At 54.2% G+C, this 25695-nt stretch carries 20 protein-coding genes and 3 pseudogenes; 7 read left to right on the plus strand and 16 right to left on the minus strand.

Annotated features, from left to right (window positions below; translation table 11 throughout):
* Positions 1-29 precede the first annotated feature (29 nt).
* Positions 30-1216, minus strand: a protein-coding gene (locus JMI88_RS27365; protein WP_201365138.1) for an IS630 family transposase whose coding sequence is annotated in 2 segments (ribosomal slippage) — positions 30-775 and positions 775-1216 — 1188 coding nt in all. Because the reading frame shifts where the segments join, the coding sequence is not laid out codon by codon here.
* A gap of 124 nt (positions 1217-1340) precedes the next feature.
* Here JMI88_RS27365 and JMI88_RS27370 point away from each other — a divergent pair.
* Together JMI88_RS27370 and JMI88_RS27375 are read left to right on the plus strand one after the other, a co-directional pair.
* A pseudogene (locus tag JMI88_RS27370) lies at positions 1341-2121 on the plus strand (IS6 family transposase).
* A gap of 23 nt (positions 2122-2144) precedes the next feature.
* On the plus strand, positions 2145-2381 hold the full coding sequence (locus tag JMI88_RS27375; RefSeq protein WP_201365139.1) for an HAD family hydrolase: 237 nt from the start codon (positions 2145-2147) through the stop codon (positions 2379-2381).
* A gap of 14 nt (positions 2382-2395) precedes the next feature.
* Here the strand turns inward: JMI88_RS27375 and JMI88_RS27380 are convergent, their stop codons facing one another.
* From JMI88_RS27380 to JMI88_RS27390, 3 genes are all read right to left on the minus strand, one after another.
* Positions 2396-5692 carry a PAS domain-containing sensor histidine kinase gene (locus JMI88_RS27380; RefSeq protein ID WP_201365140.1) on the minus strand — a complete coding sequence of 1099 codons (3297 nt, stop codon included), beginning with the start codon at positions 5690-5692 and terminating at the stop codon, positions 2396-2398.
* 255 nt (positions 5693-5947) lie between these two features.
* Positions 5948-6343, minus strand: a complete 396-nt coding sequence (locus JMI88_RS27385; RefSeq protein ID WP_201365141.1) for a response regulator — start codon at positions 6341-6343, stop codon at positions 5948-5950.
* Positions 6344-6352: 9 nt separating this feature from the next.
* Complete coding sequence (locus tag JMI88_RS27390; RefSeq protein ID WP_201365142.1) at positions 6353-8629, minus strand: PAS domain S-box protein; 2277 nt, start codon at positions 8627-8629, stop codon at positions 6353-6355.
* Positions 8630-9277: 648 nt separating this feature from the next.
* Between JMI88_RS27390 and JMI88_RS40905 the strand changes: the two genes are divergently transcribed.
* On the plus strand, positions 9278-9667 hold the full coding sequence (locus JMI88_RS40905) for a transposase (protein WP_373323985.1): 390 nt from the start codon (positions 9278-9280) through the stop codon (positions 9665-9667).
* Here JMI88_RS40905 and JMI88_RS40910 read toward each other — a convergent pair.
* From JMI88_RS40910 to JMI88_RS27415, 5 genes and pseudogenes are all read right to left on the minus strand, one after another.
* Positions 9656-9736, minus strand: a pseudogene (locus tag JMI88_RS40910) (hypothetical protein); the annotation flags it as partial. The gene JMI88_RS40905 and the pseudogene JMI88_RS40910 overlap by 12 nt on opposite strands.
* 52 nt (positions 9737-9788) lie before the next feature.
* Entirely contained in the window at positions 9789-10445 is a 657-nt protein-coding gene (nfsB, locus tag JMI88_RS27400) for an oxygen-insensitive NAD(P)H nitroreductase (RefSeq protein WP_201365143.1), read from the minus strand.
* A 69-nt stretch (positions 10446-10514) separates the two neighbouring features.
* Positions 10515-10715, minus strand: a complete 201-nt coding sequence (locus JMI88_RS27405; protein ID WP_201365144.1) for a helix-turn-helix domain-containing protein — start codon at positions 10713-10715, stop codon at positions 10515-10517.
* A 3-nt stretch (positions 10716-10718) separates the two neighbouring features.
* Positions 10719-10865 (minus strand): hypothetical protein, encoded by a 147-nt coding sequence (locus JMI88_RS27410; RefSeq protein WP_201365145.1) that lies wholly within the window; start codon positions 10863-10865, stop codon positions 10719-10721.
* A gap of 244 nt (positions 10866-11109) precedes the next feature.
* Complete coding sequence (locus tag JMI88_RS27415; RefSeq protein WP_201365146.1) at positions 11110-11583, minus strand: dihydrofolate reductase family protein; 474 nt, start codon at positions 11581-11583, stop codon at positions 11110-11112.
* A 92-nt stretch (positions 11584-11675) separates the two neighbouring features.
* Between JMI88_RS27415 and JMI88_RS27420 the strand changes: the two are divergent.
* Positions 11676-12455: pseudogene (locus JMI88_RS27420) on the plus strand (IS6 family transposase).
* Positions 12448-12909 (plus strand): hypothetical protein, encoded by a 462-nt coding sequence (locus JMI88_RS27425; RefSeq protein ID WP_236023101.1) that lies wholly within the window; start codon positions 12448-12450, stop codon positions 12907-12909. Before JMI88_RS27420 ends, JMI88_RS27425 begins: the two are co-directional and overlap by 8 nt.
* Positions 12910-12923: 14 nt before the next feature.
* Here the strand turns inward: JMI88_RS27425 and JMI88_RS27430 are convergent, their stop codons facing one another.
* Entirely contained in the window at positions 12924-17117 is a 4194-nt protein-coding gene (locus tag JMI88_RS27430; protein ID WP_201365148.1) for a PAS domain-containing protein, read from the minus strand.
* A gap of 408 nt (positions 17118-17525) precedes the next feature.
* On the opposite strand from JMI88_RS27430, the gene JMI88_RS27435 reads away from it, so the two are divergent.
* Positions 17526-17753 (plus strand): hypothetical protein, encoded by a 228-nt coding sequence (locus JMI88_RS27435; protein ID WP_201365149.1) that lies wholly within the window; start codon positions 17526-17528, stop codon positions 17751-17753.
* Positions 17716-18171, plus strand: a complete 456-nt coding sequence (locus JMI88_RS27440; RefSeq protein WP_201365150.1) for a transposase — start codon at positions 17716-17718, stop codon at positions 18169-18171. Before JMI88_RS27435 ends, JMI88_RS27440 begins: the two co-directional genes overlap by 38 nt.
* Here the strand turns inward: JMI88_RS27440 and JMI88_RS27445 are convergent.
* From JMI88_RS27445 to JMI88_RS27470, 6 genes are all read right to left on the minus strand, one after another.
* Positions 18088-19026, minus strand: coding sequence for an NADP-dependent oxidoreductase (locus tag JMI88_RS27445; protein ID WP_201365151.1), 939 nt, complete (start codon positions 19024-19026; stop codon positions 18088-18090). The two genes, JMI88_RS27440 and JMI88_RS27445, sit on opposite strands and share 84 nt — an antisense overlap.
* A 393-nt stretch (positions 19027-19419) precedes the next feature.
* A complete protein-coding gene (locus JMI88_RS27450; protein WP_201365152.1) occupies positions 19420-19743 on the minus strand; it encodes a dihydrofolate reductase family protein in 324 nt (107 codons plus the stop codon).
* Positions 19744-20247: 504 nt separating this feature from the next.
* Positions 20248-20949: an IS6 family transposase gene (locus JMI88_RS27455; RefSeq protein WP_201365243.1), complete on the minus strand. Its 702-nt coding sequence runs from the start codon at positions 20947-20949 to the stop codon at positions 20248-20250.
* Positions 20950-21940: 991 nt separating this feature from the next.
* Positions 21941-22840: a carbohydrate ABC transporter permease gene (locus JMI88_RS27460; protein WP_201365153.1), complete on the minus strand. Its 900-nt coding sequence runs from the start codon at positions 22838-22840 to the stop codon at positions 21941-21943.
* Positions 22841-22872: 32 nt separating this feature from the next.
* Positions 22873-23916 carry a carbohydrate ABC transporter permease gene (locus JMI88_RS27465; RefSeq protein WP_236023088.1) on the minus strand — a complete coding sequence of 348 codons (1044 nt, stop codon included), beginning with the start codon at positions 23914-23916 and terminating at the stop codon, positions 22873-22875.
* Positions 23917-24053: 137 nt separating this feature from the next.
* Positions 24054-25577 (minus strand): ABC transporter substrate-binding protein, encoded by a 1524-nt coding sequence (locus JMI88_RS27470; protein ID WP_236023089.1) that lies wholly within the window; start codon positions 25575-25577, stop codon positions 24054-24056.
* Positions 25578-25695 lie beyond the last annotated feature (118 nt).

The following is a 25695-nucleotide window of genomic DNA, read 5'->3' on the forward strand; positions in this document are numbered from 1 at the left end:
CGCTCTTTTCTCCCCACTGTAGTGCTCTGTCAATCATGCTTTGCAACATTGCCTGTTGGAGAGGGTGACTTCTTTTTCTCAAGGGATGGGTAAAGCCGTTTGAGCTTGATACGGGCATCAGCGGTGGTAAAACGCCAATTGACCGTGATGGCCTCCTCATTGCGGTTCTGTTGCCAGGCATGAACCTCACGCTCCAGTTCCTCCTGGGTTCCAATGCGACGAGAGAGACACTGGCGCGCCAGGGCGGAGAGCTCAATCTCAGCCATGTTGAGCCAACTTCCATGCACAGGAGTATCATGGATTTCCAACGTGCGGAGGATGCGACGTGCCTCAGTCGGAGGAAAGGTCTGATACAAAGCAGAGGGCGTGTGGGTACTCAGATTATCCATCACGAGCACGATCTTCTCGGCATCGGGATACTCAACATCTACCAGTTCACGGATGAACTGGGCCCAGTCCTCGCTCGTCCGACGCTCTGTCACGTTGACAAAGCGTTTGCCAGCCAGCGGTTCACACGCCAGGAAGATTTTGCGCATGCCGGCAGCTTCAAAGGTGTAATCAACGCGTTCTGGTTGCCCCGGTTGCATCGGCAGGGGCTCGCGTTTGTCCTGCAGGAGTTGTTTGGCGCTTTCATCCATGCACACCTGGGGAAAACGAGGATCATAGGGACGCGTGTAGACTTCCAGCACATCTTCCATGCGCCAGACAAAGGCGGCGCTGGCTTCGGGAGGAATACACCAGCATTGTTTTAGCCAGGGCTTGAGTTCATTTTTTTGAGCGTTTTGCGCACAGTTTCGTGGCTCACCTGCTCGACATAGCCCAATTCCACGAGCCGATTGGCCAGCAAACGCAAGCTCCAACGGGCTTGTCCAGTCGGGCAGGGACTGCAGGAGAGCGCAATGAGATGGGCTTCTTGCTCCCCATCCAGGGCTTGCGCTCGCCTTTGCGTGTGAAGACGGTGGTTGAGGGCATCGTCCAGGCCATGATTGACGAAGCGCTCGCGAATACGGATTACGGTGTAGCGGCTCATCTCGAAGGCCTCCGCCACTTGCTCATCGGTCCAACGGGGACCAGAAGCATTGCGATCGATTTTCAAAAGAATACGAGCATGCGCTTGTTGTCTCACAGGAGCTTTGCCGCCAGCCAGCAATTGCTGTAAAAGGAACCGCTGTTCTTCACTCAACGCGACTTCATACTTGTGTGGACGCTCTCTCATCTGTCTCTCCTAGAAAAAGAGAATGGAGTTTCCAGGATAACAGAAAAACTCTCCTGTTGCAAACCATCCTTGACAGAGCAATAAACTCTGCTTTATTTGGAGCATCGCAGAGGAGTTCTTCATCATGATCGAGCAAACCCCGTTCAAATGGCGTCATTTTGAAGCCAAGATCATTCTTTTGTGCGTACGCTGGTACTTGCGCTATTCGTTGAGTTACCGCGACCTAGAGGAGATGTTGCTCGAACGGGGTTTGCATGTCGATCACACCACGATCTATCGTTGGGTTCAGCAGTATGCCCCCGAACTGGAGAAGCGCTGCCGACCGCATCTCAAAGCCTGCAATGACTCGAGGACGCGTGGATGAGACATACATCAAAATCAAAAAAGTTTGGTTCTACCTCTATCGGGCCGTTGATTCCCAGGGGAACACCCTCGAGTTTCTCTTGAGTCCGACGCGCAATACCGAGGCGGCCACACGTTTCTTCCTGAAAGCACTGCATTTCTCCACTGATGGAGCTTCTCAAGCTCATCCAGTCGAGGAACAGATGTCCCAGCCCGCGGCTGCGGCCAACCCCGCCATATTAACTCTTCGAGTGATCAACGTCGATAAGAATGCAGCCTATCCCAAGGCCGTGGCCAACCTGAAAGCCGCTGGAGTCCTGCCTGACCACGTGGAATTGCGACAGGTGACATACCTCAACAATCTGATCGAGCAAGACCATCGGTTCATCAAACGCTTGACGAAACCGGGAATGGGCTTTTTCTCGTTCGAGACGGCCTGGCGAACGCTGCAAGGATACGAGATGATGAACATGCTGAGGAAAGGGCAAATACAAAGGGTGGATAAAGGAGACGTAAAAGGGCAGGCCGCACTGGTCGCCAGACTTTTTGGAGTTGTTGCCTAAGCTTGAACATGGAGAGGCCTACCATGCTCATCTTGTTTCTTCTCATTTCTTGCAACACAACCCTGGCCTTTGCGTTTCTCCTCTCCTTACTCCAACCCTTCTTCGCAACCGTCCGAGAACATCTGCTCAAGCAGTGGTGTCCTCGGACGGGCGAACGGTATCGTCAGTTTGACGTTCCGCTCTATCGACTCCGGGAGGCGTTGAGCTTTCTCTGGCTCTACTATCCTCCCAGTGTTCAGCTTTTCCCTTTTTCGGGATGATTCATGTAAGTGGTTCAAGCGCATCTCATATTGGGAAGGGTGACTGTAAAAGTGGAGCCTTTTCCAACCTCGCTCTCCACCGTGATGGTTCCCTTATGATGCTTGACGATCCTGGCTACGATGTAGAGCCCCATGCCCAGGCCGGCAATCCCTTTCTGCCTGGGATTGGCGACCCGATAAAAGCGTTCAAAGATTTTCTCGCACTGTTCCCGCGGAATACCGAGGCCATGATCGCGCACCCGAACTGTGACCACATCTTCAGTGGTGTCCATCTCCACTTCGACCGTCTCTGCCTGAGGAGAGTATTTGATGGCGTTGCTGATCAGGTTGGTGAAGACCTGTCCCAGGCGGTCTCGATCCCCGATCATGCAGGCCCTCACTGGCGCACGTACCACAATGCTATGGTCTGGATAGCTGTATTGCACGGTGTCGGTGATCTCCCGGAGGAGTTCGTTAAGATCCACTTGCCCCTGCCGATACTCCAGCTTGCCCGCCTGGATCTTGGAGACATCAAGCAACTCTCCGATCAGGCGTTCGAGTTGCTTGATGGGTCCCTCCAGGGTGGAAAGCGCTGTGACCACCTCGTCATGTGATTGTTTTTGCTGCCGTCTGCGCGCCAGTTGGATTTGCATCTTCAAGGCCGTGAGTGGATTCCTCAGTTCGTGGCTTGCCATATTGATGAAATCATCCTTGCGTTGATCGAGTTCTTTGCGGGCCGAATTATCCAGCACGAAGGCGATCCCCTGAGAGGGATTAGACGGCAATGCGATGCGTCCAACAATTACCGGAAGGCGACTTCCATCTTTACATACATACTCTTTCTCATAAGGCGCTATATATTGGTGATCGGCCATTTCTTGGCGAGATTGCTGAAGACGAAGATGTTCTGGAGGGGTCATATGCACCCAGTTGATGTTCCCCGCATACAGATCCTCGCGGGTATAGCCGGTCATGTGCAGAAAGGTATCATTGGCATCTACAATCTGCCCGCCTTCTTCGATATTGATCCCGATAATCGGGGAGTTCATCAAAGCGCTTACGCGTTCCTGACTTTGGCGCAAGGCTTCTTCGATGCGCTTCTGATCGTCGATATCCGTGCTGGTGCCGAACCACTTGACGATCTGGCCTGCTTCATCGCGCACCGGCACCCCACGAGTTAAGAACCAGCGATACGCGCCCGTTTGGCCCTCCTTGAGGCGATTTTCGATCTCATAGGGTTCACCCACTGCGAGCGCATGATGCCAGATCGTCAGGGTGCGCTGAGCATCGTCAGGGTGTAAAAACTGGCTCCATTCATCGCCCAGTATGGATTCAGGGGAAGCCCCAAGGTAGTCGCAAGCGCGTTGATTGGCGTACTCAAGACGACCATCTGGCCGTGCTGTCCACACCAACTGTGGCACCGTTTCAGCCAGCACGCGCCAGTTCTCCTCACTGGCTTTGATTCTCTGTTCAGCCTGTTTCTGCTCGTCAATGTCAGTGTTGGTGCCAAACCATTTCAGGATCGTGCCCTGCGCATCTTTGAACGGCCCTCCTCTGGCAAGGGACCAACGATACTCCCCGGTGGTTCCATTGCACAGGCGCAGTTCCGCTTCATAGGGCCTGCCTGCCTGGACGGCGCTCTGCCACACCTCCAGGACACGTTGTTGGTCATCGGGGTGGATGGCCTGGAGCCAACCATCCCCTTGAGCTTGTTCAGAAGTCATATTGGTATAGTCACACCAGCGTTGGTTCGTGTATTCACACGAGCCATCGGGGCGCAGCATCCAGACGAATTGGGGGATGGCATCAACCAGGACACGGATTTCGTCCTCGACTTGCTTTTTGTCGTGAATGTCGGTGCAGGTGCCAAACCACTTGACGATGTGACCGCCTGCATCGCGCATCGGCATGCCGCGAGCTAAGAACCAGCGATACGCGCCCGTTTGGCCCTCCTTGAGACGATATTCAATCTCATAGGGTTCTCCCACTGCGAGTGCATGATGCCAGATCGTCAGGGTGTGCTCATAATCGTCAGGGTGTAAAAACTGGCTCCATCCAGAGCCCAATGCTTGTTCAGGGGAGGAACCGCTATAGGCATACCACCGTTGATTCCAGTACTCTAAAGCTCCATCTGGGCGTGCCATCCACACGAGCTGCGGCACCGTTTCGGCCAGCACTCGCCAGTTCTCCTCGCTTTCTTTGATTCTCTGCTCCGCCCGTTTCTGCTCCTCAATGTCGGTGTTGGTGCCAAACCATTTGATGATCTGGCCTCTTTCATCACGTACCGGCATGGCGCGGGCTAAGAACCAGCGATACTCCCCAGTCGTGCCCTGGCGCAGGCGCAGTTCCGTTTCATACACCCCGCCGGTCTGGACGGCGCGCTGCCACACGGAGCGGACGCGTGGCCGGTCCTCAGGATGGAGACACTGCATCCATCCCTCCCCCTGGGCCTCTTCGGTGTTCAGGCCGGTATAGTCGCGCCAGCGTTGATTACACGAGTCCTGAGAGCCGTCCGGTTGCGTGGTCCAGACCAGCTGGGGGATAGCATCGATAAGGGCATGGATTTCCGCTTCGGCGCGCTTGCGCTCAGTGATGTCGGTCCCGACATAGACGAGGTACGCGACGTGGTGGTCCACGTCCCTGCGGGGGGTGATCGTTGCCTCAAGGTGAAGGTCCATCCCTTCCCTGGGGTGAACCACCGTCTCGAAACGCACGGTTTCTCCCCTGCTGGCTCGCGTGATGGCGGCGCGCAACTGCGCTTGACTGGTCGGAGCACAGGACCACCACCGGGCTTCGGCGAGCGGGTGGCCAATGACCTCCTCGCGTCGGACGCGCGCCTGCGCCAGGGGGATCTCATTGATCTCGAGGACGATCCCCTCGGGGGTCAGCACGCCGATCCTGCTAAACAAGCCATCCAGGTCCTCGATGGAGAGACACTCGCCCTGGGGAACCGGCGCCTCTCGTCGGGCTGCGGCTCTGCCCTGGTGGACCTGCACCATCAGCCCCCCAATCGTGGGAGCGAGCTGCACGTGCAGCCAGGTCCCCGTCACGGGAGACACATACTCCACTTCCGTTGGTGCCTGGGTCTGTCTGGTCTGCTGGACGGCCTGATAGAGTGCGGTGCTCACCAGTTGGGAAGCGCCGCGCCACAAGGGCTTGCCCACTACATCCTCTCGTGTGGTGCCTAGGATGGCCTGCGCGCTCGCATTGGCATAGACAATCGTGGCGGCGTCATCGACGACAAACAGGGCACCTGGAAGCGCCTCAAGCAGAGAAAGGAGCGTGTCACTCGAGGTAGGAGTGACATGCCGGGTCTGTTTGGTATTCGACATCGTGCGGTAGCTCTCCCTTTCACGTACCCCCATCCCTGAGAACGAAGGCGCATCTCTGCTCTAACCTCAAGAAATCTATTACAATGATGGGTATTGTCAACTTCATTGAAATTGTAGAGCTTATAGAAGAGAAACAGGCCTCAAAGTGGAGATTGCGCCCTTTTTCTTGCCTGAGTTGCTCGAGAATTCTGGTTGATGTGGCATCGAAGTAGTGAAAGCTCATCAACGAAAATTTTTAAGTTGACAATACCCTTCTCATGCAAGAAGATTTGCGATCAATTGCAGCAGTGTCTCCAGATCAAAGGGTTTCCGGAGCGTTCTGAGATGATCCAAGGCGCCGCTTTCTTGTGGCAAATCGGCACTCATCAGGAGGATGGGTGTTTGCTCACCTCCTTCTCTACGCTGCAACTGGTCGGCGAGTTCCAGCCCATTCATCCCAGGGAGATGATAATCGAGGAGAAACAAATCAGGCGTGATCGTTTGCAGCATATTCAGCGCCATCTCGCCGCTCGGGGCAAGATGCCCTTGATAGATTGCCTCCTCCTGGAGCACTTCCAGCAGGAGATTGCCAAGGATGGGATCATCTTCGACAATGAGAATACGCTTGACAGCAAGAACATCACTCCATGCCTGTCGTTGGAACATAGACATATGCGCTCCTTATGTTCTTTTCAGGGGAAGCGTCACCTGAAACGTCGATCCTTTTCCCATTTCGCTCTCCATCGTGATGGATCCTCCATGGTATTTCACAATCTCCGCGACAATATACAAGCCCATTCCGAGGCCTGGAAAGGCGCGCTGATGTGGAGCAACCGCCCGATAGAAGCGCTCAAAGATTTTCTCGCGCTGCTCTTGTGGAATGCCGATACCCTGATCATGCACGCTGAGCGTCACGGCCTCTTCGGATACCTTGATATCCACCTCTATCGTGTTGGCTCCTGGGGAATATTTGATCGCGTTGCTGATCAGGTTCAGCAACATTTGCTCGAGCCGGTCCTTATCCCCGACCAGAAGAGGGGGGGACGCGGCACGATGCACGACGATGGTATGGGTCGTCTGCATCTGTTGCACGATATCAACGACCTCCTGGAGCACGTCGTCCAGATTCACCGTTTCTTGGGCATACTCCAGGGTGCCAGCCTGAATTTTGGAGAGGTCGAGCAACTCTCCGACCAATCGGGTAACCATGTTGAGTTGTGCCTCCATCCGGGAAAGAACGGTATCCGCGTTGTAGATGCCTTGCTTTCCCAGTTGCTTTCGTAATAGTTGCGTTTGCAGCTTCAAGGACGTGAGCGGCGTCTTGAGTTCATGGCTGACCATCCCTAGAAAGTGATCTTTGCGCTGCTCCAGCTCCTTGCGGGCTGAGTTGTCCAGCAGAAAGCCGATGCCCTGGAGCACCTCACCATGAAAGGCCACTCCTCCCATTAGCACGTCCAGGCGGCTACCATCCTTACACACGAGTTCGGCTTCAAAGGGCGTGGTATCTTGCTGCACGACCAGTTCCTGGTGCACTTGCTGGAACAGCGAGGGCTTCGAGGTTGGCAGGGTGAAACTGCCCCAGTTGATACACCGCCGGCACAGCTCGTCTCGGTTATAGCCCGTCATCCTCAGGAAGGTGTTGTTCCCTTCCACCACCACGTCGTCTTCGGCGAAAAAGATCCCGATCACGCTGGAATTCATGAGATGGTTCACGCGTTCCTGGCTCTGGCGCAAGGCATCCTCGGTTTGTTTCTGCCTCTGAATATCGGTGCAGGTACCAAACCATTGGACGACCTGCCTCTCCTCGTTCCGCAGAGGCACACCCCGTGATAAAAACCAGCGATAGGTGCCCGGCTGTCTCTCCCTGAGGCGATATTCAAACTCATAGGGTTCCCCTGTCTCTAATGCCTGGCGCTGAAGAGCCAGGACCCGCTCTCGATCCTCAGGATGTACAAACTGAAGTGAGACCGCTTCATCATGCGTGATATCCGTTCGGGGGGCTGTGTGCCACATACCCTGGATGCACTGCCGGTCAGCGGGAGGCAGTTGCTGGAGCCATTCATCCTCTGTGCATTGCTCGGACATCATATGGGCATAGTCGTGCGAGCGTCGATTACAGTAGGCGATGGAACCATCAGGCCGCCTGATCCAGACAAATTGGGGCACGGTATCGAGCACAGTACGAAGTTCCTCTTCCACGCGCTTGTACTGGGTAATATCGAATCCCGTACAGATCAGATACTCGACCTGCTGATTCGCCGCACATTGGGGCGTCAGCGTCACGGCAAGGTCGAGATACCTTCCTGGGTGTGGGTATATGCGGGCTTCAAAGCGTACCGTCACTCCCTGTCTGGCCTGTTCGATCGCCGCACCTAATTGCCTTTGGGCATGCGGGACAGACGACCACCAGGAAACAGCGGTGAGCGGTTTGCCAATCACCTCCTCGAGCTGGACCTGCGCGTCCGTCAAGGGACGCTGACTGATCTCCAGGATCAGTCCCTCCGGTGTCAACATCGCGACCCGCTCAGCACTGTGCTCCAGGAGATCCCGATACCGCTGTTCACTTTGGCGAAGGGCGTCCTGGCACTGCGTTGGTTCCGTGTTTTCCTGGAAAAAGACCGCGAGGCCCACTCCGGTGGGCGAGATCTGTGCATGGAACCAGGTCTGGGTCACCGGGGAACGATATTCCACGTCGGTCAGTTTCCGCGTCTGTCTGGCCTTGAGCACCGCCTGGTAGAGCGTTGTGCTCACCAGGTGAGGAGCGAGGCACCAGAAGCTGTTTCCAACAAGCGCCTCTTGTGTGGTGCCGAGCATGGTCTGCGCGCTCGCATTGGCATACACAATCGTTGTGGCGTCATCGACGACAATCAACGCATCAGGAAGCGTCTCAAGCGCGCTGAGGAGCGTTTCACGCGATGTGAGCATGCTTGAGACGCTGCTTTGTGGATTGAACATCATGCAGTAGTTCTCCCTTTCATGTGGTCCCATCCCTGGAAGGAAGATGCTTCCCTGCTCTGATATCTCGAAACAGCATTGAGAAATGTGAGAAGACGCGGAACCTCCTTCTCCGTGAAACTCCTTTCAAGCCCTTCTGTCGAGAGGGCTTGCGCCAGGGTATGCTTGCGCATAGGAACTGTCGGATCCGAAAGGCGACCGGAACGTTTGTTGCGCGAGGAGGAACCTGCCCAGGTGGTACGCAGGCATCGACTGGGCTGACGAAAAGCACGACACTGTGGTTATCGATGATGTCGGCCATCAGCGTGGCACGTATGCCAACGCACATTGCCGCTCTGCCTGCATCAAACCATTGCGCCATGCTCCGCAGCCGTTTGCTGGGCAATCCACACGCTCCAAACCTTGGGCATTGGAGTACTATCAACGCACGCGCTGGCCACTGCCAGCCTCACCGTGTTGCAACCGATTCGAGGCGGGGCCCGTTCCCTCTCGGATCTCAAGCTGCTGGCATTGCAGCGTCTGGCCGCTGAGCGGATCGGCGTGAAAGACCTGATTCGCCAACGCGGGCTGGTTCTGGAACAAGGCCAATTGATCAAAGCGCTTCGACTCTTGCGCGAGCATATTGACCAATTGGAGAGCGACATCATCGCGATGGTTGAACAGACGCGCGAAGGGCAGATTCTGCTGTCGTTTCCAGGCTTTGGGCCAATCACGGCGGTGACGATCAGAGCGGCTATCGGCTCGATCCACCACTTCCCCCTGGCTTGGGCCCTCAATGCATACGTTGGTTGGGCGCCGGTGGTGGCTCAATCGGGAAGCACCTTGGATGCCTCCTCCTTGACCCGCGGGGGAGCCAGGACGATAAAGCAGATCATGTTGCTGGCTGTCATGCAGGTCATCCGTACAGCACTCGTTGTGCCTGTCATGTGCCTGTCACAAGCATCATGGTCATCTCCTCCTTTCCTCATCCTCTACGCGCAAAATGATTTTTCCGCGCGTGTGCCCTTGTCGGGCCTGCTCAAACGCCTGGGATGCCTCTGAGAGCGGGAAGACCCGCTCGGTGATTGGTCGGAGCTGGCCCGTATCTGCATGTGTCAGTGTTGCCGGCACCTCACCTCTTTAATATTTACCTTTATAAACACCACAGTATAAGCGTTACAGGTTAAATAAAGGTAAATAGCTCTTCTTTAGATAATCTGGATTTTGGTGTATGAACAGCATGATCTTTCTCAAAGTCGCGATAGCCAAGAGGGAGCAGGACACTGGATGTAAAGCCTTTTTCGCGTAGCCCCAGTTCAGCGTCGAGCCTGCGAGGGTCGAATCCCTCAAGAGGACTGACATCAATGCCAAACTCAGCTGCAGCAATGAGCAACATTCCCAACGCCATATATGTCTGTTTTTCCATCCAATGTTGGAGGTCTTTATAGTCGTACTCGTGCAGACTGACCCAATCGCTAGCACTATCTCCCCAGTGTTTTTTAGCAGATGCACTTTTGAACCAACCATCACGCTCTTCTTTGTCAAGCATAATATCCATGTACCCTGTCGGCAGGCTCATGCGTGTACAAAAAACGATTACATGAGAGGCATTCTCAACCTTCACGGCGTTGACGGCCTGTTCTGGACGCATTTCTTTCGCGATGCGTTCTTTTCCTTCCTGTGTACTGGCTACGAAAAAATGCCAGGGCTGTACATTCACAGAGGAAGGGCTGAAGCGCAAAAACTCTAGCAATGTATCTATCGTTTCCTGTGGAATACGACGATCCGGATCAAACGCTTTCGTCATGTGACCAGTTTGGGTAATCTTTGTGAGATTCATGAAGTTCATCCTTATGTTTGTGTTACGAGGCGCTGTTGATGAGGCATCATTGCTGTTTCTTGTGCCTGTTCAACAGTATTGCAATGTTTCTTCTAAGAGATCTGCGACAGTCGTCTGGGCTAGACGCTGCTTCAGAGCATCTTCAGCTTCGCCATAGAAGTGTTTCAGCGCCGTTTGAATACCCCTTCCAACTCCTGGCTGAGGTTTCGGTGCATCTTCGAACACAAATTGATCGGGTCTGCTCTGACTATAGAGGTGAATAGCTTTCATCTCTCACACGTCTCCTTGTTCTTCCTCATGCTTCCAGAACATTTCCAGGCTGATCTCTCCAGCAGGACCGACACATGACCAGGTGTCGCGCCGCAGGCGCTGAGAAGTCTTGAGCGAAAGGGCAGCTTCTGCATGGATATGTACCTGCATGTGGCTCCGAAGTGCTTTGCCTGGCAACAGTATAGAATGATAATGGTCTTGCTACAAGGGCCATTTTATAGGGAAAGTACGGAGCCATTTTGCTCTGCCAGGTTTTGGAACTGGTCTCTCTCTGGCGAGCGTGCCCTTGGCCGGAGAGGTGCGTTCATCCCCCATCTGTTGCTTCTGTTCATGCCTTTCTCACGCGGAAACGAAGGGTGGTCAGTTGCTCTGCTTGTGAGACGGCTATCGTCTCTCAGGCAACCTGTTCGCCCGCCTTTCGGGCAAAGAAGCGGACACCATCACCGAGCAAGATGGGCGCTACATACACGAGGATCTCGTCAATCAGCCCTGCCTCGAGACACTGACGGGCAAGGCTGGCACCGATGATCAGCAGATTCTTCCCCTCTGTGGCTCGCAAGCCTGTCGCAACTGCGGATCGAATGTCATCCGAGAGGAACATGATCGTCTCATCTTCTTCGTCGTCAGGTGCGTGATGCGTCAGGACGAACACAGGTCCGATCCAGGCTCCTCCGAAGACCTTCCGATCCACTGGTGGTAGTCCCGGTTTCCGGCCCACATCGTAGCTCCGTCTGCCACTCAGCACGGCACCTGTCGTCCGGATGACCTGGTCTACGACTGGGTTTGGACCAGCAAATCGAGCTACCCAGTCCATCCCATCGTCTGGCCCGGCGATAAAGCCGTCCAACGACATGGTGACGTGCCACAAAACTTTCCCTATCATTTCTGGTTGTGTTGCAAGAATGAAGGTACAATGATAAACTCTGCTTTATTTGGAGCATCGCAGAGGAGTTCTTCATCATGATCGAGCAAACCCCGTTCAAATGGCGTCATTTTGAAGCCAAGATCATTCTTTTGTGCGTACGCTGGTACTTGCGCTATTCGTTGAGTTACCGCGACCTAGAGGAGATGTTGCTCGAACGGGGTTTGCATGTCGATCACACCACGATCTATCGTTGGGTTCAGCAGTATGCCCCCGAACTGGAGAAGCGCTGCCGACCGCATCTCAAAGCCTGCAATGACTCGAGGACGCGTGGATGAGACATACATCAAAATCAAAAAAGTTTGGTTCTACCTCTATCGGGCCGTTGATTCCCAGGGGAACACCCTCGAGTTTCTCTTGAGTCCGACGCGCAATACCGAGGCGGCCACACGTTTCTTCCTGAAAGCACTGCATTTCTCCACTGATGGAGCTTCTCAAGCTCATCCAGTCGAGGAACAGATGTCCCAGCCCGCGGCTGCGGCCAACCCCGCCATATTAACTCTTCGAGTGATCAACGTCGATAAGAATGCAGCCTATCCCAAGGCCGTGGCCAACCTGAAAGCCGCTGGAGTCCTGCCTGACCACGTGGAATTGCGACAGGTGACATACCTCAACAATCTGATCGAGCAAGACCATCGGTTCATCAAACGCTTGACGAAACCGGGAATGGGCTTTTTCTCGTTCGAGACGGCCTGGCGAACGCTGCAAGGATACGAGATGATGAACATGCTGCGGAAAGGGCAAATACAAAAGGTGGAAAAGGAGACGTAAAAGGGCAGGCCGCACTGGTCGCCAGACTTTTTGGAGTTGTTGCCTAAGCTTGAACATGGAGAGGCCTACCATGCTCATCTTGTTTCTTCTCATTTCTTGCAACACAACCAAGGACAGTTGCCGTGGTATGTACTCACCAACGAAGCGATCCGCAATGAAGAGGATATGTGGCAGATTGTCTATCGGTATGCGCGACGATGGCAGATCGAGATGACGTGGAGGTACACCAAAAGTGAGTTGGGCTTTGAAAGTCCACGGTCCTGGAGCTGGGAGGCGCGTCTGAAACTGTTGATGATTGCGACCCTGGCCTTTGCGTTTCTCCTCTCCTTACTCCAACCCTTCTTCGCAACCGTCCGAGAACATCTGCTCAAGCAGTGGTGTCCTCGGACGGGCGAACGGTATCGTCAGTTTGACGTTCCGCTCTATCGACTCCGGGAGGCGTTGAGCTTTCTCTGGCTCTACTATCCTCCCAGTGTTCAGCTTTTCCCTTTTTCGGGATGATTCATGTAAGTGGTTCAAGCGCATCTCATATTGGGAAGGGTGACTGTAAAAGTGGAGCCTTTTCCAACCTCGCTCTCCACCGTGATGGTTCCCTTATGATGCTTGACGATCCTGGCTACGATGTAGAGCCCCATGCCCAGGCCGGCAATCCCTTTCTGCCTGGGATTGGCGACCCGATAAAAGCGTTCAAAGATTTTCTCGCACTGTTCCCGCGGAATACCGAGGCCATGATCGCGCACCCGAACTGTGACCACATCTTCAGTGGTGTCCATCTCCACTTCGACCGTCTCTGCCTGAGGAGAGTATTTGATGGCGTTGCTGATCAGGTTGGTGAAGACCTGTCCCAGGCGGTCTCGATCCCCGATCATGCAGGCCCTCACTGGCGCACGTACCACAATGCTATGGTCTGGATAGCTGTATTGCACGGTGTCGGTGATCTCCCGGAGGAGTTCGTTAAGATCCACTTGCCCCTGCCGATACTCCAGCTTGCCCGCCTGGATCTTGGAGACATCAAGCAACTCTCCGATCAGGCGTTCGAGTTGCTTGATGGGTCCCTCCAGGGTGGAAAGCGCTGTGACCACCTCGTCATGTGATTGTTTTTGCTGCCGTCTGCGCATCAACTGGATGTGCATCTTCAAGGCCGTGAGCGGATTCCTTAGTTCGTGGCTTGCCATATTGATGAAGTCATCCTTGCGTTGATCGAGTTCCTTGCGCGCCGAATTATCCAGCACAAAGCCGATCGCCTGGTGTGGGTCGAGTCGTAAGGCCACAACTCCCACGAGCACCGGCAGGCGGCTGCCATCTTGACAGATATATTCTTTCTCATAAGGCGCTCTATATTGGTGAACGACAAGTTCCTGGCGTGCCTGCTGGGTGCGAGCCAGGTACTCTGGAGGTGTCATGCGAGCCCAGTTGATGCTCCCGGCACACAAATCTTCTCGGCTGTAGCCGAGCATGTGCAGATAGGTGTCATTGGCATCCACGACCTGCTCATCTTCGGCGAGAAAGGTCCCAATAATACTGGAGTTCATCAGGGCGTTCGCGCGCTCCTGACTCTGGCGCAAGGCTTCCTCCAAGCGTTTCTGCTCGTCGATGTCGGTGCAGGTCCCAAACCACTTGACGATCTGGCCGCTTTCATCGCGCACGGGCATGGCGCGGGCTAAGAACCAGCGGTATTCCCCGGTCTGGGCATTTCTGAGACGCACTTTGTGCTCAAACATGTCTCCCGTCTCCAGGGCATGCTGCCAGTGCGCTCGGTGGCCTTCCTGATCATCAGGATGGATGAATTGGAGATGAGCCCATGGGTCGCTTTGCATGTGTTCAGCCGTGAGCCCGAGGTAGTCACAGCAGCGCTGGTTCACATACTCGTGCCGGCTGTTGGGCCGTCTCACCCACACCAGTTGCGGCACCGTTTCGGCCAGCACGCGCAAGCTCTCCCGGCTTTCTTTGAGTTGCTGCTCCGCCCGTTTCTGGTCCTCAATGTCGGTGCTGGTGCCAAACCACTTGACGATGTGACCTCCTTCGTCACGCACTGGCAAGGCACGGACTAAAAACCAGCGGTATTCCCCGGTCTGGGCATTTCTGAGACGCGCTTCGTACTTAAACATGTCTCCCGTCTCCAGGGCGTGCTGCCAGTGCGCTCGGTTGCTTTCCCGATCATCAGGATGGATGAACTGGAGATACTCCCAGCGGTCGCTTTGGACGTGTTCAAGCGTGAGTCCGGTGTAGTCACACCAGCGCTGGTTCACATACTCGTGCCGGCTGTCGGGTCGTCTCACCCACACCAGTTGCGGCACCGTTTCGGCCAGCATGCGCAAGCTCTCCCGGCTTTCTTTGAGTTGCTGCTCCGCCCGTTTCTGGCCCTCAATATCGGTGCTGGTGCCAAACCATTTGATGATCTGGCCTGCTTCATTACGCACCGGCAGGCCACGGGTTAAGAACCAGTGATACTCACCAGTCTGACGATTCTTGAGACGGTATTCGATCTCATAGGGTTCACCCGTTGCGAGTGTCTGACGCCGAAGTGCCAGCGTACGCTCAATATCCTCGGGATGCACAATCTGGTGCCAGCCATCATCTCGGATGTGCTCAAGTGTGGCCTGAGTATAGTCGCAATAGCGTTGATTCACGTAGTCAACGCGGCCGTCTGGTTGCGTTGTCCAGACGAGCTGTGGAACGGTTTCGGCCAGCATACGCCAGTTCTCTTCGCTGATTTTGATTCTCTCTTCGGCCTGTTTCTGCTCCTCGATGTCAGTACAGGTACCAAACCATTTGATGATCTGGCCTGCTTCATTGCGCACTGGCAGAGCGCGGGTTAAGAACCAGTGATACGTACCGGTCCGACGATTCTTGAGACGGTATTCATTCTCATACGGCTCACCCGTTTCCAGCGAATGGCGCCGAAGCGCCAATGTGCGCTCAAAATCGGCAGGATGCACAAACTGACGCCAGAAATCGTCCCCACTGAGCTCAAAATCGGGCTGCATCCAGTCACGATACCGTTGATTCATATACTCGAGACGACCATCGGGTTGCATCGTCCAGACCAACTGTGGTACCGTTTCGGCAAGCATGCGCCAGTTCTGCTCACTGATTTTGATTCTCTCTTCGGCCTGTTTCTGCTCCTCGATGTCGGTACAGGTGCCAAACCACTTGACGATCTGACCCCCTTCATTGCGTACTGGGTGTGCACGGGTTAAGAACCAGCGATACTCCCCTGTTTGGCAATTTTTGAGACGCTCTTCGTGCTCATACATGTCTTTCGTGTCCAGGGCATGTTGCCAGCGTGCTCGATTGCCATCACGATCCTCAGGATGGATGAACCGGAGATGAGCCCATCGGTCACTTTGTATCTGCTCAAGCGTGACCCCAGTATAGTCACGCCAGCGCTGGTTCGTGTACTCGACCTGACCATCGGGCTGTGCCGTCCAGACCAGCTGCGGCACCGTTTCGGCCAGCACGCGCAAGCTCTCCTGGCTTTCTTTCAGCTGCTGCTCCGCCCGTTTCTGGTCCTCAATATCGGTGCAGGTGCCAAACCACTTGACGATGTGACCGCCTGCATCGCGCATCGGCATGCCGCGAGCTAAGAACCAGCGATACGCGCCCGTTTGGCCCTCCTTGAGACGATATTCAATCTCATAGGGTTCTCCCACTGCGAGCGCATGATGCCAGATCGTCAGGGTGTGCTCATAATCGTCAGGGTGCAAAAACTGGCTCCATTCCTCGCCCAAGGCCTGTTCAGGGGAGGAACCGCTATAGGCATACCACCGTTGATTCCAGTACTCTAAAGCTCCATCTGGGCGTGCTGTCCACACCAACTGTGGCACCGTTTCAGCCAGCACGCGCAAGTCTTCCTCACTGGCTTTGATTCTCTGTTCAGCCTGTTTCTGCTCATCGATGTCAGTGTTGGTGCCAAACCATTTCAGGATCGTGCCCTGCGCATCTTTGAACGGCACTCCTCTGGCAAGGGACCAGCGATACTCCCCGGTGGTTCCATTGCGCAGGCGCAGTTCCGCTTCATAGGGCCTGCCTGCCTGGACGGCGCTCTGCCACACCTCCAGGACACGTTGTTGGTCATCGGGGTGGATGGCCTGGTGGAGCCAACCATCCCCTTGAGCTTGTTCAGAAGTCATATTGGTATAGTCACACCAGCGTTGGTTCGTGTATTCACACGAGCCATCGGGGCGCAGCATCCAGACGAATTGGGGGATGGCATCAACCAGGACACGGATTTCGTCCTCGACTTGCTTTTTGTCGTGAATGTCGGTGCAGGTGCCAAACCACTTGACGATGTGACCGCCTGCATCGCGCATCGGCATGCCGCGAGCTAAGAACCAGCGGTACGCGCCCGTTTGGCCCTCCTTGAGACGATATTCAATCTCATAGGGTTCTCCCACTGCGAGCGCATGATGCCAGATCGTCAGGGTGTGCTCATAATCGTCAGGGTGCAAAAACTGGCTCCATTCCTCGCCCAAGGCCTGTTCAGGGGAGGCGCCAGTATAGTCATACCATCGGTGATTCGAATAGGTCACCGAGCCATCAGGTTGGGCTGTCCACACCAACTGGGGCACGGTCTCGGCCAGGACACGAAAGTTCTCCCGGCTTTCTTTGAGCTGCTGCTCCGCACGTTTCTGCACAGCAATATGCTTGATGAGCGCCTTCCAGAGTGGAAGCGTGAGATGCCTGATCTGTTTTCCATCCAACATCATGCAGTAATTCTCCCTTTCATGTGGTCCCATCCCTGGAAGGAAGATGCTTCCCTGCTCTGATATCTCGAAACAGCATTGAGCAATGTGAGAAGACGCGGAACCTCCTTCTCCGTTCAACTCCTTTCAAGCCCTTCTGTCGAGAGGGCTTGAGCAAGGGTATGCAAGGGTATGCTTGCGCATAGGAACTGTCGGATCCGAAAGGCGACCGGAACGTTTGTTGCTCGAGGAGGAACCTCCCATGTGGTACGCAGGCATCGACTGGGCTGACGAAAAGCACGACACTGTGGTTATCGATGATGTCGGCCATCAGCGTGGCACGTATTCCACAGCACATCGCCGCTCTGCCTGCATCAAACCATTGCGCCATGCTCCGCAGCCGTTTGCTGGGCAATCCACACGCTCCAAACCTTGGGCATTGGAGTACTATCAACGCAAGCGCTGGCCACTGCCAGCCTCACCGTGTTGCAACCGATTCGAGGAGGGGCCCGTTCCCTCTCGGATCGCAAGCTGCTGGAATTGCAGCGTCTGGCCGCTGAGCGTATCGGCGTGAAAGACCTGATTCGCCAACGCGGGCTGGTTCTGGAACAAGGAAGGCCAATTGATCAAAGCGCTTCGACTCTTGCGCGAGCCTATTGACCAATTGGAGAGCGACATCATCGCGATGGTTGAACAGGCGCGCGAAGGGCAGATTCTGCTGTCGTTTCCAGGCTTTAGGCCAATCACGGCGGTGACGATCAGAGCGGCTATCGGCTCGATCCACAACTTCCCCTTGGCTTCGGCCCTCAAAGCATACGTTGGTTGGGCGCCGGTGGTGGCTCAATCGGGAAGCACCTTGGAAGCCTCCTCCTTGACCCGCGGGGGAGCCAGGACGATAAAGCAGATCATGTTTCTGGCTGTCATGCAGGTCATCCGTACAGCACTCGTTGTGCCTGTCACAAGCATCATGCTCATCTCCTCCTTTCCTCGTCCTCTACTCCTCGTTCTCTACGCGCAAAATGATTTTTCCGCGCGTGTGCCCTTGTCGGGCCTGCTCAAACGCCTGGGATGCCTCTGAGAGAGGGAAGACCCGCTCGGTGATTGGTCGGAGCTGGCCTGTATCTATCAGGTTCCCGATCTGGATCAGTTGCTCCCGATTGGGTTCAACAATAAACCACACGGACCGCACGCCATGCGCCTTGGCCTGTTCAGTTGAGGGTGGGCTGGCAACGGAGATGAGCATGCCTCCTTTTTTCACCACTGTCCAGGAGCGCTCCAATGTTTCGCCTCCTACCGTATCAAGAACAAGATCGACATCATGGACGACCTCCTCAAAGCGCGTGGTGGTATACTCAATGATCTCATCGGCTCCCAACGTGCGTAGGAATGCATGATTGTGTGCAGAGGCTGTCGCGATCACCGTGGCACCAGCCCACTTTGCCATTTGAACCGCCATGCTTCCCACGCCACCAGCGGCACCATGAATGAGAAGCGATTGCCCACTGGTAAGCCCTGCGTGCTCAAAAAGCGCTTGCCAGGCGGTCAGTCCAACCAGGGGGACTCCGGCTGCCTGTAGGTGCCCAAGGGTTCGTGGCTTGGGCGCCACATCAGTTGCGCGTGCGACAGTGTATTCCGCAGCCGCGCCATCCCGCCAAAATTCGGTGAGCGCATAGATAGCCTCTCCTACGGCGATACCAGTGACGCCGGCCTCCACTTCAACGACCTCGCCAGAAACATCATGACCTGGTATGGGATGCTGACGTTCGATACCAGCCGGTGTTTTCCAGGTTTCCGGCCAGGTAGGTTCCTGCCACATCACACTGGTCGCATGGACCCGAATCAGGACTTCTCCCACTCCTGGCTGAGGTTTCGGTGCATCTTCGAACACAAATTGATCGGGTCCGCTCTGACTATAGAGGTGAATAGCTTTCATCGCTTACCTGTCTCCTTGTTCTTCCTCATGCTTCCAGCGCATTCCCAGGCTGATCTCTCCAGCAGGACCTACACATGACGCACGAAGTGCCGCAGGCGCTAAGAAGTCTTGAGCGAAAGGGGAGCTTCTGAATGGATATGTACCTGCATATGGCTCCGAAGTGCTTTACCTGGCAACAGTATAGAATGATAATGGTCTTGCTACAAGGGCCATTTTATAGGGAAAGTACGGAGCCATTTTGCTCTGCCAGGTTTTGGAACTGGTCTCTCTCTGGCGAGCGTGCCCTTGGCCGGAGAGGTGCGTTCATCCCCCATCTGTTGCTTCTGTTCATGCCTTTCTCACGCGGAAACGAAGGGTGGTCAGTTGCTCTGCTTGTGAGACGGCTATCGTCTCTCAGGCAACCTGTTCGCCCGCCTTTCGGGCAAAGAAGCGGACACCATCACCGAGCAAGATGGGCGCTACATGCACGAGGATCTCGTCAATCAGCCCTGCCTCGAGACACTGACGGGCAAGGCTGGCACCGATGATCAGCAGCTTCTTCCCCTCTGTGGCTCGCAAGCCTGTCGCACCTGCGGATCGAATGTCATCCGAGAGGAACGTGATCGTCTCATCTTCGTCGTCGTCAGGTGCGTGATGCGTCAGGACGAACACAGGTCCGATCCAGGCTCCTCCGAAGACCTTCCGATACGCTGGTGGTAGTCCCGGTTTCCGGCCCACATCGTAGCTCCGCCTGCCACTCAGCACGGCACCTGTCGTCCGGATGACCTGGTCTACGACTGGGTTCGGACCAGCAAATCGGGTGTAAATTTGTACGTAAAATGAAGGAAGTGTTGGTTCATGCGCACTTTGTGTGGGAAGCTCAAAGGTAGTAAAATAGAAGAGATTTTTTTTCGCTGTTTTCTTCCCCTTCATGAAAGTACCAATGAATTCTCTGACCAACCTATTGTTCCCAAATAACCCTGATGTGGTCATCGAAGAAGCGACGCTTGAGGGCAATGTGCTCATCTTTTCTCTACGTTCAACCAGAAGAGCGGTTCCATGCCCTGCGTGTGCCTCTCCATCAACACGGCTGCATGGTTCCTACATTCGCAAGCCCGCAGATCTTCCTTGTCTGGAATACACCGTTCGGGTATTGTCAACTTATTCATAAGAGATGAAATATATTGATGAGTTATAACGAGGAAAGATGCTGCAGAGCGAGAGGTGGGGAGATCATTACAGTTATGCGACCAGTTTTACTCTGGTTACCTCATTCCACGTCTGGAATCGGTCCTGTAAAGTGGCACGATATTCCTGCGCACGCAGACGATGTCGTCGCGGTTGGAAGTGGCCGGAGATGAGGCCGAAGGCAGAAAGGAAGCGTTGCACCTGTTTGGCTGATTTGAAGCGTCGCATCTTCTTCTCTCGGAGCCGCGTGGGTTGGTGCGAGTTTTCCGCCCGGTTGTTGAGCCCCTTGTGCTGTCGATGCTGCACTCCAGGTAGAATCTCACGTTTCGCCGCAGCATAACTCTTCAATTTATCAGTGATGATCACGCGGGGGACGTATTGGAGCCCTTTGAGGAGTTTCCGAAAGAAACGTTTCGCCGCTTTTTTGTTTCGTCGGCTCTGAACCAGAATGTCGAGGACGTTTCCCTCTTGATCGACTGCTCGCCATAGATAGTGCCTCTGGCCACGGATCGTGAGAAAGACCTCGTCCATATACCACTTGTCACCGCAACGAAGGCGACGATGGCGTAGTTCGTTGGCGTATGTTTGTCCAAATTTGAGACACCACTGACAGACGGTTTCATAGGTCACGATGATCCCGCGCTGTGCCAGAAGTTCCTCCACATCGCGAAAACTGAGCGAGAAGCGAAAATACAGCCAAACAGCATGGCTGATGATTTCAGTCGGGTAAGGTGGGATCACAGCGCCTTCTCCCAGATGGGGAGGTTTCTGCGATCCTCCTTCCGAACCGGACGTACAAGTTTCCAAGTATCCGGCTCTCCAGTTGTTCCCAAATAACTGGTCGTTTGCTTTAGGCCTCCGCTTTTTGCATTTCGCATACGTTGGTCTCCTGCTCACTTGAACAACTTACTTGCCTTCGCCATGTGATCGGCGTTACCGTCTCGGACTACTATGCAAGTTCCGTACCCTTATCGGGTCTCTCCGACGTAGGGCATCTCCGTTTTGCTCCTCCTGAGACATTCAGATGGTTTAGGTGCCCGTTCGTTCCTTTTACGTCCTTTCTGGGACGCCGGGAGAAGAGGGAGAGTATCTCGTACCGCTTCCCATTACAAGATACTTCTTCTCCATGGACGTTTCATTCAGCCTTCGTCCACCCGGGCTATTACGGCCAAGAAACTGGTGTTCAAGCAATTCAGCTTTCACCATGCCATCTCTTCGTCTTGCATCACGATCTTTTCGCTGAATCCTAGAACTGATGCGTTCTTGACATGCTGTGTTCCCTTTTAACGTTTCCATCTCCGGTAAATCAGGTGACGATACGAGATCTCTCCGCTCGTAGCTCCCTTGGGAGCGTTCTCAAGAGGACTCTACGGACGCACAAAGCGGTGGCCTTTGTAATTGGGGGAAGTGGCGTTTGTTTTCATGCAGTTATTTTAGCACAATGTTCAGTTCCGTTATCAAGTTGACAATACCTTTCATCCATCATATCTGATGAGTTTTATTTTTGCAACACAGCCCATTTTTTCACACTCATTGCTTTGAGGACATATCTTCAATGTACTTTGAGCATACTTTATCGTCGAACTTTTGATAAATTCATGGACGGGGCTTTCTCGACATATTCTCTGTAAAAATACTGCTAAGAAACGCTGGTTCAGCTATATCGGCACCATTCTATACCTCGAGGTATAGAATGGTGCCGATATAGCTGAAGAGCAAGTAAGTAGGAGAGAGAATGCTGAGTCTGCTACCCCTTCACTGCACCGGCAAAGGCGTTAATCACATGGCGTTGCGTGAATACAAAGACCAGGATAGTAGGCACGAGCGAGATCATTGAGGCTGCGCAGAGCAGTACCCAGTTTGTGGAAGTCTGGGCAATAAATGCGTATAGACCAACAGGGAGTGTGCGCAGGTCGGAATTGCCCAGCGTGAAGACCAGAGGGATCAGGAAGTTGTTCCAGCTATTTATAAAGGTGAAGAGACCAAGTGTTGCCAGCATCGGACGAGCCAGCGGGAACATCACCTGCCAGAAGAGTTGATGGAAGCTGGCACCATCCACGCGCGCCGCGTCCTCCAGTTCGCGATCAATCGTCGAGAAGTAGCCCATGAAGAGAAAGGTGCTGAAGACCATATTCCCTGCCGTCTCTACCACGATGACGGACCAGAGGGTATCGAGCAGGCCAATGCGCTGGATCAGATCGAAAACCGGCACAATCGTGTAGCCGTGTGGCAGGAAAAGGGTGACCGCGATCAACGCGATCAACCATTTTTTACCGGGAAAACTGGTGCGGGCCAGCACGAATCCAGCCATCGAGGTGAAAGTCAGCGTAAAGACGACCGTCAGGACCGTAATAATGACCGTATTGAAGAAGTACTGACCGAATGTCGCCTGTGTCCAGGCATCGACATAATTCTGCCACAGAAACTCTTTGGGAATGAAACTCAGGCCCTCACTAAAGAAGCCCGCCTCGCTTTTGAGTGAACTGCCCAGTGCCCATAGGAAGGGATAGACCCAGAAGAAGCCACAGACCAGTAGGATCGCATGCAATAGCAGCCTTCCCGTAGTCTGCCGGTATCTGAAGTTACGGCCCTGTTTTCGTCGTCTCTCTGTTTCGCGCACTGTTGCCTGTGGAATTGAGGTTGCCATAATTATGAAGTCCTTTCCATTCTAGCTAGTTGCTATGCTGCCCCGGTTTCGGTAGCGGAAGTGGCAGTTCTGGCACCGTTGCGGCGCACATATCGCCAGCCGAGGGCTTGGAAGCTGGTCAATACGATCAGGATCAGGCCGAAGAAGAACGAAGCAGCTGAGGCGAAACCAACGTTTGGCTGTACCACCCCTCCTCCTCCGGAGCCACCGACGCTGAAACCGCCAAAGGCCTGCTGATAGATATAGGTGCTCACGACATTGGAGGCAAAGTATGGGCCGCCGCCGGTTAATACCTGCACGAGGTCGAATACGTTGAGGTTACCCAGAATGGCGAGGAAGAGGATGATCATTCCCACACCGCGCAGCATCGGGATGGTGATCGAGAAGAACTGAGCGGCCCAACCGGCTCCATCGATGCGCGCGGCCTCGTAGAGTTCGGTGGGAATAGTCTGTAACCCGGCCAGGAAATAGACCATATTGATGCCCAGGGTATTCCAAATTTGAATAGCAATAATGATCCACAGCACAAAACGGGGATCAGCCAGCCAGTCGATATGTTGATTGATAAGGTGGAGCTTCAAAAAGATGGTATTGAAGTTATCGCCAAAATTGCTGATCATCAGATTCATGATCACGCCGATGACCGCCGGAGACATCACGACCGGCAGAAAATAGACTGAGCGATAGAACGTAGCGAAGCGCAATTTGGTGCTATTCAGGATCAGGGCCAGGATCAGGGCCAGCGTCAATTGAACAGGAACCACCACGGCAGTAAAAATGAATGTGTGGATGAAAGATTCCCAGAAAATGGGATCGGTTGTCACCTTTTTAAAATTGTCGAGGCCGACATATGCGGTCGGATCGCCGATGCCATTCCACTGATAGAGCGTGTAGCCCAGAGAAGCGAAGATGGGGTAGACAATGAAAGCCAGCAGCAGGATGATCATCGGAACAAGATAGATGTAAGACCAGCGGTTTCTATATATTTCCTGCCAGAGACTTTTCTTATGGGCAGTTACGGTGACATGCTTCTTCTCCATCTCTGGTTGTGTTAGTTTTACTTCCTGAGCTCGCATGAGTTGAAAGTCCTCTCTTTTAGTTAGCCCGATTGTAAGTTATGGCGTGCGTCTGGCCTCTCACGCATGGCGAGAACGCAGCTAGCACTTCTAGCTGCGTTCAATCGCCATGCAAGGAAGCTGCGCGACTCGTTTGCCTATCCCTGGTTGTGTTTGGTGATGTAGTCTTTGGTGATATCCCAGTCCGGGTAAGTGTAGTCTTTAATGGAGACTTTAGCGCCATTGGTCTGGGCCTGTGAGATGGCTTTCTGGATCGCGGAGTTAGCACGGCCCTCAAGGTCGCTGAGCGCGGCTTTCATATCGTGCAACTGGCCGGTCCAGAGGCCAACTATCGCGTCATTCAAATTGGGCGACAGGGAGTTGAAGATGACTTTCGAGGTTTCGGGATTGCGCACGTTGGGATTGGGATAGGTAAGGTTCAAGGGCGCGTTGGCGACATATTCGGCAAAGGGCTTGAACTTGATTTTCGAAGGATCGTTGAGACTCTTGAAGGTCGAAAGATCTTCGTTGTACGTCTGTACCCAGCGCTGTTCCGCCGCATCGCTATAGAGCCAGTTGAACCACTGCCAGGCCTCTTCAGGATGTTTTGTTTGGGCGGAAATGGCGAACTCTTGACCGCCGGGTGTGTGATAGTAGAAGCCTTTGCGCGTTGCCGTCGGTCCGACCAGCGTAGTCAGGCTATAATTGGTGAATCCGTGCGTCGTCCATTCCGGCTGATTCCAGACACCACCAACTATCATCCCGAATTTGCCACGCTCGAAGTAGGCACGTGCTGTTTCGTCGGTAATGCTCATGGAATTGGGATAGAAGTAGCCCTTCTGCTTCCATTGCAGGAACAGGCTGATGAAATCCTCCCAGTTGCGATCACTGGAGAACGTATATTTGCCCACGCGGTAATCGAAGCCATCGTACCAGGTGCCCCCGGTGCCGCCAAACGCGCCTCCAGGTACGCCGGCAGCGCGTATGAAGAGATCGACCCAATTGGTGACAGAACCGCCACCGCCAGCGCCGAAGCCGAGACCATAATACTGTCCATTGCCTTTTTTAGTGATGATATCGGCAAATTTTGTCACATCGTCCCAGGTTTGCGGTACTTTGGGTGTGCCATCGCTATTGGTCAGGCCAGCGGCTTTAAACACGTCCGTGTTCAGATAAAGCATCTGGAAAACACCGCTACCAGCGAGAGGCGCGGTATAGGTCTTGCCGTTGTACATATTGTTGCCCTCGTAGAAGGTGCCGGTTGGGAAACGGTTCTTCCACGACGCATTAATCCACTTATCAACTGGCAACCACCAGCCCTTCTGCATCTGCACATTGTAGGGAGTCGCAGTGCCCGTAACCATAAAGACATCCGGCTGCTTGTTGGCTTTAACAGCGAGATTGAATAGCTGGTCATAGGTAGTGCTACTGTTGATGGTCCTTTTAACCTTGATATTGGGGTGAGCGGCCTCGAAGAGCTTGACCTCGTTATCGAGCCAGGGAGACTGGCTGACATAGTAGTCCCAGTACTGGAGTGTCACGGTGCTGCCGCCGCCGCTGGAGGAGCTACCGCAGGCGCTCAGGCTGGAACCCAGGGTTGCTGCGCTGGCCACCGCGCCAGCTGTCTTCAAGAAAGTGCGGCGGCTAAACCGCGATGGAAGAAGGATCGAAGGAACGTCCATGTTAATACATCCTCTGTTGTTTTTAATACTTGCGATACATACCAGATCGCAACTCATCGACAATGATGTAGATAAACAAGAAAGCTACCAGTGACGTTAAATGGTCCTCTTTGCCGCC

This window comes from Dictyobacter formicarum, assembly GCF_016587435.1.